General features: G+C 63.9%; 10 protein-coding genes. 1 reads left to right on the top strand and 9 read right to left on the bottom strand.

Going from position 1 to position 13,323, the window contains the following annotated elements:
- Positions 1 to 126 precede the first annotated feature (126 nt).
- Positions 127 to 1,473, bottom strand: a complete 1,347-nt coding sequence (gene pmbA, locus ACK59L_RS02265) for a metalloprotease PmbA (RefSeq protein WP_409271610.1) — start codon at positions 1,471 to 1,473, stop codon at positions 127 to 129.
- A 109-nt stretch (positions 1,474 to 1,582) separates the two neighbouring features.
- Here pmbA and yjgA point away from each other — a divergent pair, with 109 nt between their 5' ends.
- The gene (gene yjgA / locus ACK59L_RS02260) at positions 1,583 to 2,104 is read left to right on the top strand and encodes a ribosome biogenesis factor YjgA (protein ID WP_023533376.1); all 522 of its coding nucleotides are present in this window, start codon (positions 1,583 to 1,585) and stop codon (positions 2,102 to 2,104) included.
- A 35-nt stretch (positions 2,105 to 2,139) separates the two neighbouring features.
- Here the strand turns inward: yjgA and tldD are convergent, their stop codons facing one another.
- The 8 genes from tldD to mreB form a co-directional block, all read right to left on the bottom strand.
- Positions 2,140 to 3,579, bottom strand: coding sequence for a metalloprotease TldD (gene tldD, locus ACK59L_RS02255; protein ID WP_058604405.1), 1,440 nt, complete (start codon positions 3,577 to 3,579; stop codon positions 2,140 to 2,142).
- Between the two features lie 2 nt (positions 3,580 to 3,581).
- The gene (locus ACK59L_RS02250) at positions 3,582 to 4,433 is read right to left on the bottom strand and encodes a carbon-nitrogen hydrolase family protein (RefSeq protein ID WP_409271607.1); all 852 of its coding nucleotides are present in this window, start codon (positions 4,431 to 4,433) and stop codon (positions 3,582 to 3,584) included.
- A gap of 14 nt (positions 4,434 to 4,447) precedes the next feature.
- On the bottom strand, positions 4,448 to 8,251 hold the full coding sequence (locus tag ACK59L_RS02245) for a YhdP family protein (RefSeq protein WP_409271605.1): 3,804 nt from the start codon (positions 8,249 to 8,251) through the stop codon (positions 4,448 to 4,450).
- An 88-nt stretch (positions 8,252 to 8,339) separates the two neighbouring features.
- The gene (rng, locus tag ACK59L_RS02240; protein WP_058604402.1) at positions 8,340 to 9,797 is read right to left on the bottom strand and encodes a ribonuclease G; all 1,458 of its coding nucleotides are present in this window, start codon (positions 9,795 to 9,797) and stop codon (positions 8,340 to 8,342) included.
- 55 nt (positions 9,798 to 9,852) lie between these two features.
- Complete coding sequence (locus ACK59L_RS02235) at positions 9,853 to 10,482, bottom strand: Maf family protein (protein ID WP_409271603.1); 630 nt, start codon at positions 10,480 to 10,482, stop codon at positions 9,853 to 9,855.
- A gap of 33 nt (positions 10,483 to 10,515) precedes the next feature.
- Positions 10,516 to 11,004, bottom strand: coding sequence for a rod shape-determining protein MreD (gene mreD / locus ACK59L_RS02230; RefSeq protein ID WP_027913729.1), 489 nt, complete (start codon positions 11,002 to 11,004; stop codon positions 10,516 to 10,518).
- Entirely contained in the window at positions 11,004 to 12,032 is a 1,029-nt protein-coding gene (gene mreC / locus ACK59L_RS02225; RefSeq protein WP_409271713.1) for a rod shape-determining protein MreC, read from the bottom strand. The genes mreD and mreC overlap by 1 nt, the downstream gene beginning before the upstream one ends.
- 206 nt (positions 12,033 to 12,238) lie before the next feature.
- Positions 12,239 to 13,276 carry a rod shape-determining protein MreB gene (gene mreB / locus ACK59L_RS02220; RefSeq protein WP_003255163.1) on the bottom strand — a complete coding sequence of 346 codons (1,038 nt, stop codon included), beginning with the start codon at positions 13,274 to 13,276 and terminating at the stop codon, positions 12,239 to 12,241.
- Between the last annotated feature and the right edge of the window lie 47 nt (positions 13,277 to 13,323).

Here is a 13,323-nt window from a genome sequence, read left to right as displayed (position 1 = left end):
ATTGATAAATAGAATCAGTTCAACCGGTAGATGGTATTGAGTATCCGCTGATTGATTTTTTGCCGTTAATAGATAGGACCGCCGCGATGGGCCGCACAGCGGCCCCACGGTCTCAAATGAAAAGGATCAACTGCCAGCAACCATCATCCGCTCGATCAGCACCGAGCCTGTGTGAATGTTGCTACGGGTCTCCACGTCGCTGCCAATGGCCACGATCTGCTGGAACATGTCCTTCATGTTGCCCGCGATGGTGACTTCCTGGACAGCGTGCTGAATCTCCCCATTCTCGATCCAGAAACCAGCCGCGCCCCGGGAATAGTCCCCTGTCACCATGTTCAGGCCATGCCCCATCAATTCGGTAACCAGCAGGCCGCGCCCCATGCGCCGGATCAATGCCGCCTGGTCGTCGCTGCCATGGGTGACGAACAGGTTGTGCACGCCGCCTGAGTTGGCGGTGCTGGGCAGGCCCAGTTTGCGGCCTGAATAGGTACCGAGCAGGTAGGACACTAATTGGCCCTTGTCCACGAACGGTTTGGCATAGGTCGCCAGGCCATCACCATCGAAGGCTGCGCTGCCCAATGCGCGCGGGATGTGAGGGCGCTCGTCCAAGGTCAGCCAGGCTGGAAACAACTGTTGGCCGAGGGCGCCCTCCAGGAAGGAGGACTTGCGGTACAGGTTCCCACCGGAAACCGCCGACAGGAAGCTGCCGAACAGCCCGCCTGCCAATTCGGCCGAGAACAGTACCGGCACCTCACAGGTCGGCACCGGCCGTGCGCCCAGGCGACTGGCAGCGCGTTGGGCGGCACGGATGCCGATACTGCGCGGGTCAGCCAGCAGATGGCCTTGGCGATTGACGTCGTACCAGTAGTCACGCTGCATCTGCCCATCGCCCTCGGCGATCATCACGCAGCTCAGGCTGTGACGCGTGGAGGCGTAGCCACCGACAAAGCCGTTGCTGTTGCCATACACCCTGCACCCCTGGTGGGTGTTGAGCGAGGTGCCATCGGCATTGAGAATCCGAGGATCAGCGTCGAATGCAGCCGCTTCGCACGCCAAGGCCATTTCAATGGCCTTCTCCGGCTCCAGGTTCCAGTCGTGATAAAGGTCGAGGTCCGGGATATCGCGGGCCATCAGGGCGGCGTCGGCAAGCCCGGCGCATTCGTCCTCGGAGGTGTGCTTGGCAATGGCCAGCGCGGCTGCAACGGTTTCGCGAATGGCATCCGGACCACTGGCCGAGGTGCTGGCCGAGCCTTTGCGCTGCCCCACGTACAGGGTGATGCCAAAGCCCTGGTCACGGTTGAATTCTACCGTCTCGACCTCGCGCTGGCGGACCGTGGTGGACAGGCCCTGCTCCAGCGATACCGCCACCTCGCAGGCGCTGGCGCCCTGGCGGCGGGCCTCGGCAATGATCGCTTCGACCTGCTCTTGCAAGGCTGGCAGATCGTTCGGGCCGATACTCTGGACTGCACTCATGGTTTTCTCCACTCAGAATTCTGCGTTCGGCAAGGGCCATTCAACGGCCGGGCCGGACAAGCGGCCCCCGACTGGTTATCATGGCGGCGATCTTTAGCGGACTGCCACCATGGTTGATTCAAACGACGACGCCTTCGACGGCGAAAAAAGCAAAACCCAGATCAAGCGCGAACTGCATGCGCTGGTCGAACTCGGCGAGCGGCTCACCACCCTCAAGGCCGATACCCTGGCGCGCCTGCCCTTGACCGATGAACTGCGCAAGGCATTGGCCGAAGCCAGCAAGCACACCGCACATGGGGCTCGCAAACGCCACATGTCGTTCGTCGGCAAGCTGATGCGTGTCCAGGACCTGGACGCCATTCATGCCCTGCTGGAACAGATGGACAGCTCCACTCGCCAGTACAACGAGCGTTTCCACGGTCTTGAACGCTGGCGTGATCGGTTGATCGACGGCAACGACGAGGACCTCGAACGGTTCGTCAACGAATACCCGGAGACCGACCGCCAGCAGTTGCGCTCGCTGGTGCGCCATGCTCAGCACGAGAAGGCCAGGAACAAACCCCCTGCCGCTTCGCGCAAAGTGTTCAAGTACATTCGCGATCTGGACGAGCTGCAGCGCGGGCTGCGCTGATCGCGGCGGGGCCGCCATGCGGCCCCAGCCGACCCTCACGCCCCGGTACCGCCCACCGTGATCGCATCGAGTTTCAAGGTCGGTTGGCCTACTCCGACCGGCACGGACTGCCCGTCCTTGCCACATGTGCCTACCCCACTGTCGAGCGACAGGTCGTTGCCGACCATCGACACACGGCTCATCGCCTCCGGGCCATTGCCAATCAAGGTCGCGCCTTTGACCGGTGCGGTGATCTTGCCATCCTCGATCAGGTAGGCCTCGCTGGTCGAGAACACGAACTTGCCGCTGGTGATGTCCACCTGCCCGCCACCTAAATTCGCGCAGTAGATGCCCTTCTTCACCGAAGCGATGATTTCCTGCGGGTCGCTTTCACCGGCTCGCATGTAGGTGTTGGTCATGCGCGGCATCGGCAAGTGGGCATAGGATTCGCGCCGGCCGTTGCCCGTCACGGCCATGCCCATCAGGCGCGCGTTGAGCTTGTCCTGCATGTACCCCTTGAGCACGCCGTTTTCGATCAGGGTGGTGCACTCGGTTGGCGTCCCCTCGTCGTCCACGCTCAAGGACCCACGGCGCCCTTCCAGGGTGCCATCATCGACGATGGTGCAGAGGCTGGACGCGACTTTCTGCCCGATCCGGCCGCTGAATGCCGAACTGCCCTTGCGGTTGAAATCGCCTTCCAGGCCATGGCCGACCGCCTCGTGCAGCAGCACGCCGGACCAGCCAGGCCCCAGCACCACGGGCAAGGTGCCGGCAGGCGCGGCAACGGCTTCCAGGTTCACCAAGGCCTGGCGCAGTGCTTCGCGGGCATAGCCCATTACTCGCTCCTCAGTGAAGAAGCGATAGTCGGTGCGCCCGCCGCCGCCCTGCCCGCCGCGTTCGCGACGGCCGTTCTGCTCGACGATGACACTGACGTTGAAGCGCACCAGGGGCCGCACGTCGGCCGCCAGGCTGCCGTCGGCGGCCGCGACCAGAATTCGCTCCCAGACGCCGGCCATGCTGACGCTGACCTGCTGGATACGCGGGTCCAGCGCGCGGGTGGCGGCATCGACACGCTTGAGCAGCTCGACCTTCTCGGCACGGCTGAGCACGTCCAATGGGTTATCCGCCGGGTAGAGCGTGGTCACGTCCTGGGCACGAAACGCCTGGACCGTGCCGTTCTGCCCGGCACGGGAAATCGACCGCGCGGCGCGCGCGGCAGAGGTCAAGGCTTCGAGGTTGATGGCATTGCTGTAGGCGAAACCGGTTTTTTCGCCGGCCTGGGCACGAACACCGACCCCCTGGTCGAGGTTGAAGCTGCCCTCTTTGACAATCCCATCCTCCAGCGCCCAGGTTTCCGAAATCTGGCCCTGGAAATACAGGTCGGCGGCGTCGATGCCAGGGCCGGCCAATTCACCCAGCACACTTTGCAGGCTGTCCAGGGTCAAGCCGCCTGGGGTCAGGAGCTGCTCGCTGACGGTGGATAACATCTGGCTCATAGTCACTCCGAGGTGTGCGCAGGCCGCAATGCGCCCTGCGAGAAGAAGCGCCGGTGATCGATCACCGGCATGCGCGCCCGAATGGACGCCTGTTCGTCACTGTCGCGCTCGGCAAGCAGTACCGCTTCGCCTTGCGCCTGTTGCGCCACGATGCGCCCCCATGGGTCGACGATCGCCGCGTGGCCGTGGGTCTGGCGCTGGCCGGGGTGTAGCCCGCCTTGGGCTGCGGCCAGCATGTAGCATTGCGTTTCGATGGCGCGTGCGCGGATCAGCACGTCCCAATGCGCCGCCCCAGTCACCGCCGTGAAGGCCGACGGTGCACTGATCAGCTCCGCCCCGGCTGCCCGCAGATGGCTGTACAACTCGGGAAAGCGCAGGTCGTAGCACACGCTCAGGCCCAACCGCCCGACCGGCGTATCGGCAACCACCACTTGCGCACCTGGGGCATAGTCATCGGACTCACGATAACGGCCACGATTGTCGGCGACATCCACATCGAACAGGTGCAACTTGTCGTACCGCGCCACCTGCTGCCCATGCTCGTCGATCAGCAACGAGCAGGCATGTGGCTTGGCCCGGGGCTGACCATCCGGTGGCAGGGCAATGGTGCCTGCGACAATCCATAACCTGAGGTCGCAGGCCACGCGTTTCAACCAGGGCAGGATCGGGCCTTCGCCAAGGGCCTCGGCGCGGCCGATGGCCGCAGTGTCTGCACGCCCCATGGCAGCGAAGTTCTCTGGCAGCACGGCCAGCCTGGCGCCACCTGAAGCCGCCTGCTCCAGAAGCCTGCTCGCCTGGCGCAGGTTACCCTGCACATCATCCTGGCTGACCATCTGGATTACCGCAGCCTTCATCGACCCTCCTGACGCTATTTCTGGAATGGTTTCACAAAGGTAATCTTAGGCTCTTTCCACGGCCCAACTACCCGGTAATGCACGCTGGCAAAGCGCGACACCCGGTCGCCGATCAGGCGGTCGACCAGGAACAGTGCGCCGCCCACGGCCGGGGCGCCGACGATCAACGCTGCCAGAGGAAGGTTGTTGGTGACCGGCAGGCTGACCTGCAGGTTGGCAGCGACCCGCTCACGCACCATGTCCAGCGTACCATCGAGTTCGAAATCGCTCGACGGGCCGGTGACCTTGATCGGCGTGCGGGTTACGTAGACCCCTTCGCTGGCCACCAGCAGCCCCTTGAGCCGGTCGTAGGCCAGGCCCTTTTCGAACAGGTCGGAGAAGTCCAGGCGCAAGCGCCGGCCGATGGCGTTGAAGTTCAACAAGCCAAATACCCGCAACGCTTGCGCCCCACCGTCTACCTCGACGAACTGCCCGCTGTGCAGCACCGCATCAAGGCTGCCGGAGAAGCGTTTCAGGCTGATCGCCGCCGGGGACCCCGGCCACCGCCCGTCCACGTCCATGCGAAAGTCCCGGCTGGTTACCGTCGGGGCAAAGCCCCAGGCCGTGAGCACGTCGCCCAGTTGCTTACCCTGCACGCGGCCTTTGTACCAGCTCGTGCCGCCAGCGCCATCCCAACCACCGCTGCCGTCGATACGCAGCCCCTTGAGGTTCAGATCGATGTCGCTGGCGTTCACCCCGGTACGGGTCGGGCGCAGCTTGATCGCAGCGCTGCCGTACAGATCGTCACCGCGGTAGAACCTGTCGATGCGTACGTCCAGCGGCGGCACCTTGCGCGGGTCGAAGGACGCCAGCGGATCGGCGCCGTCTTCGTCCTGCGCCTGGTCGGCACTGCCTGCAGGCAGGCGCAAGGTTTGCAGCCGCACGACGATAGGGGCGCCTTGGGCGTCTGGCACGCGCGCGTCACCCACCACCTGCCGACTGTCCAGGCGCACGTCCCAGGCCGCCGACCCACGTGCCAGGCGCACCCTCGACTGGTTCAGTTCCGTACCGTAAGCCTTCAGGGTTCCTATGCTCAGGTCCACGCTCTGCAAAGTCTGCCGCGCACTGCCGCCGGGATCGTCGCCTCCGAGCTTTTGCGCCTGAGCCTGCCAAGGCTCAAGGTCCAGGGTATCGAGGTGCCCACGAACGCGCAGGCCGCGCCCGCCAGGAGGCTGCGCTTGCCCAGCGCCAAGCAGCAACTCGCCAGCACCCTGGTCCAGGTGCTCGGCGGGTGCTACATAGGCCAGCCGGGCGAGATCGGTGTAGGCGGCGTCGATGCGCCGTTGCGCGCCTTGCAGGTTCATGCTGAAACGGCTGGCCCGGCTGTCGGCGGGCGCTTTGCCAAAGGGTGCCGGCAGGTCGATCGACAGGCCTTTGAGGTCCGAATCGACGCTCAACAGGTTTTCACGTGCGCCAATGCTCAACTGCAGCTGGTACGGCAGCTCGCCCGAGGCTGGCAGTGACTGGTCGAAATGCAGCCATTGGGTCAGCGCCTGCAGCGAAACCCGACCGCTGGCACTGATTCGTGTCTGCATCTGCCCCGGTTCGCCTTCAGCCGCGATCTGCGCAGTGACCGGCTTGCCGAATGCCTGCAGGGAAATGCCCTTGCCACTGAGGCCCTTGTCATAGTCGAAGCTGAAGTCGCCCTTCAAGCGCGTGAGCTCAAGCTCAGGCGAAGCGATCTTGAGCCGCGCATCGCGCGTGGCGAAATCCACCTTCACCTTGGGCTGCTGCCCATGGGCCAGCGGTATGTCCAGCTTGACCTTGCCTTTCAGCGGGCCCTCGCCTTCCCATCCGGCGAAGATCTCATGGGTGCCGATGGGCGCTTGCTTGAGTATCTTGAGCCCGTCCACCAGGCTACCGTCGAAATTGCCGTCCAAGTGCAAGTGGCTATCACCGTTGCCTTCCACATGTGGAATGTCGACGTTCACGTCGCTGACCTTGGTATCGAGCAGCACGCCGCGTTGTGCCTTGATGCGCACACCGCTGTCCTCGATGAACACGTCCCCGTCCACATGCTGTACCTGTGGCCAGCCGGGCTGGAAGTCCAAGGTGGCATCATGCACCTTGAAGAACAGGCTGATGCTGCGGGCTTCGGGCCTGGCGCCGTGATTGAGCGAGCCTTGGTACTGGAAATAACCCTGGTCGACGCTGCCTTTGACGATTGCGCTGCGCAGCCATTGGTCCAGGGCCGGGCTCAATACCTCAGGCAGGTACTTGGCGGTGTAGCGGCCATCGCCATCGGTCAGACCGACACGCAGGTCCATGTAGTCTTCACGGCCTTGCTCGAACAACAGGCGGATGAGGAAGTCGCCTGCTATCTTGCCCTCCTCGCCCACGACCTTCAGATAAGGGGCAACCAGGGTGAAACCTGCCTTGTCCAGCGTCCAGGTCAGGCGCGCATTGGCTTTCTGGTAGTGCCAGGGTTTGGCGAAGATCGGATCCAGGTGCAGCATGAACGCGTCGGTATCCAGACGCAGCTCGCCATGCCCAAGGTCGCCGCTGATGCTGCCGTTCACGTTACCGGCAGCCGGGGCACCGTGATACGCATCGAAACCCACGCGCTCCAGGTTGCCTTCGAACGCCAACCGGCGATCACCGTCGGCATGGGGCCGGGCCGTCAGTTGCACGTTGCGCAAGGCACCTGTGACATTGAGGCCATCGACCACCGCCAGCGCCTGCTGGCCCATGGGCGCCAAGGCGTGGATCAACGGCGTGAGGGGGGTCAGCTCCAGACGATCGGCCTGCACCTGCCAGCTTTCATCAGCCGGCGCAGCACCGTTGCGCTGCCTCAACCGCAGCCGCGACGCCCAATGCGTGTCGCCAAGGTCCATCGCCAGCGAGTCGACAACGACGTCGAAGCCCTCATCCTGACGCTCGAACCAGGCATTGAGGGCCAGATTGTCTACCTTGGCCGGTTTGCGCGTGTCATAGGCCCCTTCAAGGTGCGGCGCATTCAGGCGTACGGCGCCCTGGTGCAACTGGCGGTCGCGCCAGTCGAACCAGGCCTCGCCGCCAGCCTGAAGCACCTGGGCATGCCACTGCCCCAACAACCGAGGCGGCAACCAGCGCGCCCAGTCACTGTGCGGCAGGTTGAGGTAGCCGTCTACCTGCGCGTCACGCCAGGCCTCGGCCGAAGCGCGGCTGCGCGCGCTCAGCGTCAGGGGTTGGCCATCTGGCAAGGTTGCCCGTAGGTCCAGCGATTGCCGCGAAGGCCCTGCCATCAAGCCTGCGCTGACATAGGTCAGCGTCAGCGGATCACGCTGCCAGGCGTGCAGGGTGACCTGACTGTCGAACACATCGACCCGCCCAAGCCGGCGCAGGTCCTTGAGCAACTGTTCGGGTTGCAGCGGTGCGTCGTCCTGCCTGGGCAGGCCCTCGAGCTTCCACTTGCCGGTTTCATCCTCGCGGGCGATCAGTTGCAGGCCGGCCAGCTGGATGCGCGCCAGGCGCACTTCACGTGCGACCAGGCTGCCCCAGACATCCGGCACCACGATGACGTCATCGAGCCGCAAGGCCGTGGCGCCTTCACCGATTTGCAGGTCGTGTACGGTCAGCACCGGTGACAGCCTGCTCCAGCGGCCCTGGAGCGCGCCGATGTGCACGGGCACACCCAGTGCCTCGGCGACCTTGGCCTGCACCGTGCTGCGGTACTCGGCCACCAGCGGCACCAAGGCCCGGCCGAGGCTTGCGTACAGCGCCACTGCGATAAGCACCAAGGCGCAAGCCCCCAGCCCCCAACGGGTCAGGACACTCAGAACGCGGCTTAGACGTCCCATGGCCGTGGCCCTCCAGGTCGTATATGCATAATGGCCCGTGGTACCGTTTTCGCCACGCCGACCGAAGCGCGTCGGGTTTCAGCAGGCCTCAGAGCAGCACCACGTCATACTGCTCTTGCGAATACATCGACTCGACCTGGAAGCGAATGGTTCGCCCGATGAAGGCCTCGAGTTCAGCCACGTTGCCAGACTCTTCGTCCAACAGGCGATCGACCACCTTCTGATTGGCCAGCACGCGATAGCCTTCAGCCTGATAGGCGCGGGCTTCACGCAGGATTTCGCGAAAAATCTCGTAACAGATGGTTTCGGGGGTTTTGAGCTTGCCTCGCCCCTGGCAGGCCTGGCACGGTTCGCACAGCACCTGCTCAAGGCTCTCCCGGGTGCGCTTGCGGGTCATCTGTACCAGGCCCAACTCGGTGATGCCGATGATGTTGGTTTTGGCGTGGTCGCGCTCCAGCTGTTTTTCCAGCGTTCGCAGCACCTGGCGCTGGTGATCCTCGTCCTCCATGTCGATGAAGTCGATGATGATGATGCCGCCAATGTTGCGCAGCCGCAGTTGCCGGGCAATGGCGGTGGCGGCCTCCAGGTTGGTCTTGAAGATGGTTTCTTCCAGGTTGCGGTGGCCCACGAAAGCGCCGGTGTTGACGTCGATGGTGGTCATCGCCTCGGCCGGATCGACCACCAGGTAGCCACCCGACTTCAGTGGCACCTTGCGGTCCAGGGCGCGCTGGATTTCGTCTTCGACACCGTACAGGTCGAAGATGGGCCTTTCGCCTGGGTAGTGTTCTAGACGGTCGGCGATTTCAGGCATCAGCTCTTGCACGAACTGCGTGGTGCGCTGGAAGGTTTCCCGCGAGTCGATGCGGATTTTTTCGATCTTCGGGTTGACCAGGTCGCGCAGGGTACGCAGCGCCAGGCCCAGGTCCTCGTAGATGACCAGGGGTGCGCCACAGGTCTTGATCTGCGCCCCGATCTGCTCCCATAACCGTCGCAGGTAGCGGATGTCCTGCAGGATTTCCTCAGCCCGCGCGCCCTCGGCGGCGGTGCGCAGGATGAAGCCGCCGGCCCCTTGTATGTTCTCGCTGTCCACGCAGTCGCTGACCACGCGTTTAAGGCGTTCACGCTCGGCCTCGTCCTCGATCTTGAGCGAAATGCCCACGTGGCTGCTGCGGGGCATGTAGACCAGGTAGCGCGACGGGATCGACAACTGGGTGGTCAGCCGCGCGCCCTTGCTGCCGATGGGATCCTTGGTGACCTGCACCACCAGCGCCTGGCCTTCATGGACCAGGGCGGTGATGTTTTCCACCGCCGAGCCTTCGCGCTGCGAAATTTCCGAGGCATGGATGAATGCGGCCCGTTCCAGCCCGATGTCCACGAACGCCGCCTGCATGCCGGGCAGCACCCTGACCACCTTGCCCTTGTAGATATTGCCGACGATGCCGCGACGCTGGGTGCGCTCGACGTGCACTTCCTGCAGTACCCCGTTTTCCACCACCGCCACGCGTGACTCCATCGGGGTGATGTTGATCAGGATCTCTTCGCTCATGGCAGGTTCTCGTCCAGGGTCTTGTTCTAATGATGGATGGCGCAAACGGTGCTGGCTACTGCGGGCGTGCCACCTCAGGTGTCGAGGCCGCCGGTTGCCAGCAAGCGATGCCGAAGCGCTCGAGCAACTGTGCCGTTTCACTCAATGGCAGACCGACCACGGCCGAATAGCTGCCCACCAGCCCGGTGACGAATACCGCGCCCAGCCCTTGAATGGCATAGCCGCCCGCTTTGTCCGCCGGCTCGCCGCTGGCCCAGTAGCGCTGGGCCTCCTGCTGGTCGATGGGGCGAAAGCGGACAGTGCTGCTGACACACAGGCTCTCCACACGCTTGCCATCATCGAGCGCCACTGCCGTCAACACCTGGTGTTCGCGGCCAGACAACCGGGCCAGCATGCCAAGCGCGTCGTCACGGTGCTCGGGCTTGCCGAGAATACGGCCGTCAAGCACCACGGCCGTGTCAGCGCCCAGCACCACAGCGCCTGCGTTCGCCATCTTGGCAGGTTCGAGACTGGCGCGACCGGCTGCAGCCTTGGCTTTGGCCAGGCGCTGCACATACGCCTCTGCGCTTTCGCCAGGCAGCGGGGTTTCATCGATGGGCGCGCTGGCCACCCTGAAGGGCACACCGATCTGCGTCAGCAGCTCACGCCGCCGTGGAGAGCCGGAAGCCAGGTATAGCGGGGTCATTCGGACATCTCCCTGTCAGCGGCCACCAAGCCGTCAATTGATGTGCAAGCGTCGGCGAAGATCGCGCAAGGCAAAGCTGATCCATGGCCAGAGCAGCGCGCTGATCACGGCCGACCAGACCAGCGCCAGGGTTGGCAGGCGGTTGCCGGTCAGGGCGCTGAGCCACAGCTGAAGCAACTGCGCAATGCCGAAGACAACCAGAATGATCAGGCTTTGCTGCCACATGGGGAACATGCGCAGGCGCTGTTGCAGGGACAGCACCAGGAATGTGATCAGGGTGAGGATCAACGCGTTCTGCCCCAACAGGGTGCCGTACAGCACGTCCTCGGCCAGGCCAAGCATGAACGCTGTGGCCATGCCGACCTTGTGCGGCACGTTCAAGGTCCAGAACGACACCAGCAACGCCAGCCACATGGGGCGAAAGACCTCCATGAACTGCGGCATGGGCGAGACGCTGAGCAGCAGGCCGACGGCAAACGTCAGCCAGATGACCCAACCATTGTTGCGGCGCGATGCGGCCATCACTGCCTCCGGGGTTGAGTGGGCACAGCGGGTGCTGCGGCCGGGCTTGCAGGCTGTGCAGCAGGCGCCGTTACAGGCGTACCGGGCTGGGTGGCAGGCGCAGGGGTCGCAGGGGCGGTGTTTGCGGGCGTGCCGTTCATAGGCGTGCCTTGACCGGTCGTACCAGTACCCTGAGCAGGAACCGTCCCCCCCTTGCGGTCCGCTTCTTCCTGGGCAATCGCGGCATCGGTGGCGCGCTGCTCGGGCGTGCGCCGGTCGCTGAACACCAGCAGCATGTAACGGCTACGGTTGAGCGCCGCGGTGGGGATGGCGCGCACGATGGCGAATGGCTGGCCGGAATCGTGGATCACCTCGTTGACGGTGGCCACGGGATAACCAGCAGGGAAACGTTGGCCCATGCCGGAGCTGACCAGCAGGTCGCCTTCCTTGATGTCCGCCGTATCGGCCACATGGCGCAGCTCGAGGCGCTCAGGGTTACCGGTACCGCTGGCAATGGCGCGCAAACCATTGCGGTTGACCTGCACGGGAATGCTATGGGTGGTGTCGGTGAGCAGCAAGACCCGCGAGGTATAGGGCATCAGTTCGACCACCTGCCCCATCAAGCCGCGGGCGTCGAGCACCGGTTGACCGAGAAACACGCCATCGCGCTCACCCTTGTTGATCAGGATGCGGTGGGTGAAGGGGTTGGGGTCGACACCGATCAACTCGGCAACTTCGACCTTTTCGTCGACCAGCGCCGAGGAATTGAGCAGCTCCCGCAGGCGCACGTTCTGCTCGGTCAACGCCGCCAGCTTCTGCAGGCGGCCTTGCAGCAGCAGGGCCTCGGTCTTGAGTTTCTCGTTTTCGGCAATCAGCTCGTTGCGGCTGCCGAACTGGCCCGCCACCCCTTGCCAGGCGCGTTGCGGCAAGTCGGTGATCCAGTACGATTCCATGAGCACCAGGCCCATCTGGCTGCGAACAGGCTTGAGCAGGTCGAAGCGCGCGTCGACGACCATCAACGCGACCGACACCACCACCAGGACGAGCAGGCGAACGCCCAGCGAGGGGCCCTTGGAGAAAAGCGGTTTAATGGGCCGTTCCTCGTGGACGACTCAGGAAGTCATTGGACATGGGACAAGGCACCAGCCTGGTTGCGAATTGATGGATGAGGCACCCGAACGGGCACCGGCCAGCACATACAGGTAGCACTGTGCGTGCTACCTGTAAACCGGGGCTCACGAGCAGCGAGTAAGCATCACTCGCTCGAGAGCAGGTCCATTGCGTGCTTATCCATCATTTCCAGGGCTCGACCGCCCCCGCGTGCGACACAGGTCAGCGGGTCTTCGGCGACGATGACCGGCAGCCCGGTTTCCTGGGCCAGCAGCTTGTCCAGGTCACGCAGCAGTGCGCCGCCGCCGGTCAACACCAGGCCACGTTCGGCGATGTCGGAAGCCAGTTCAGGTGGCGATTGCTCCAGGGCACTCTTGACCGCCTGGACGATGGTCGCCAGCGACTCCTGCAGCGCTTCGAGCACTTCGTTGGAGTTCAGGGTGAACGCACGCGGTACGCCTTCGGCCAGGTTACGGCCGCGGACATCGACTTCACGCACTTCACCGCCCGGGTAGGCAGTACCGATTTCCTGCTTAATGCGCTCGGCGGTGGATTCGCCGATCAGGCTGCCGTAGTTACGGCGCACGTAGGTCACGATGGCTTCGTCGAAGCGGTCGCCACCCACACGCACCGATTCGGCATACACCACGCCGTTGAGCGAGATCAGCGCGATTTCGGTGGTACCGCCGCCGATGTCGACGACCATGGAGCCACGGGCCTCTTCGACCGGCAGGCCGGCACCGATGGCAGCGGCCATGGGTTCTTCGATCAGGAACACTTCGCGGGCACCTGCCCCCAGGGCCGACTCGCGAATGGCGCGGCGCTCAACCTGGGTGGACTTGCACGGCACGCAGATCAGCACGCGGGGGCTGGGCTGCAGGAAGCTGTTCTCATGAACCTTGTTGATAAAGTATTGCAACATTTTTTCGCAGACGCTGAAGTCGGCGATCACGCCGTCCTTCATCGGACGAATGGCTGCGATGTTGCCAGGCGTACGGCCCAGCATGCGTTTGGCTTCGGTACCGACGGCGACGACGCTTTTCTGATTGCCATGGGTACGGATGGCAACAACCGAGGGCTCATTCAGGACGATACCGCGCTCACGCACGTAAATTAGGGTGTTGGCAGTACCCAGGTCGATGGACAGATCGCTGGAAAACATGCCACGCAGTTTCTTGAACATGGGAAAGTGACCCTGGGGAAAGCGTGGGTAAAAAAGTGCGGCAAACT

Source organism: Pseudomonas sp. KCJK9111 (genome assembly GCF_046231935.1).
GTDB classification, from domain to species: domain Bacteria; phylum Pseudomonadota; class Gammaproteobacteria; order Pseudomonadales; family Pseudomonadaceae; genus Aquipseudomonas; species Aquipseudomonas parafulva_B.
This window is presented reverse-complemented; position numbering and strand designations above follow the sequence as displayed.

Coding starts and splice junctions, on each gene's coding strand:
- ACK59L_RS02245 (WP_409271605.1), bottom strand. CDS start 8,251: ATGGGACGTCTAAGCCGCGTTCTGAGTGTCCTGACCCGTTGGGGGCTG.
- ACK59L_RS02250 (WP_409271607.1), bottom strand. CDS start 4,433: ATGAAGGCTGCGGTAATCCAGATGGTCAGCCAGGATGATGTGCAGGGT.
- mreB (WP_003255163.1), bottom strand. CDS start 13,276: ATGTTCAAGAAACTGCGTGGCATGTTTTCCAGCGATCTGTCCATCGAC.
- tldD (WP_058604405.1), bottom strand. CDS start 3,579: ATGAGCCAGATGTTATCCACCGTCAGCGAGCAGCTCCTGACCCCAGGC.
- ACK59L_RS02235 (WP_409271603.1), bottom strand. CDS start 10,482: ATGACCCCGCTATACCTGGCTTCCGGCTCTCCACGGCGGCGTGAGCTG.
- rng (WP_058604402.1), bottom strand. CDS start 9,797: ATGAGCGAAGAGATCCTGATCAACATCACCCCGATGGAGTCACGCGTG.
- pmbA (WP_409271610.1), bottom strand. CDS start 1,473: ATGAGTGCAGTCCAGAGTATCGGCCCGAACGATCTGCCAGCCTTGCAA.
- yjgA (WP_023533376.1), top strand. CDS start 1,583: ATGGTTGATTCAAACGACGACGCCTTCGACGGCGAAAAAAGCAAAACC.
- mreD (WP_027913729.1), bottom strand. CDS start 11,004: ATGGCCGCATCGCGCCGCAACAATGGTTGGGTCATCTGGCTGACGTTT.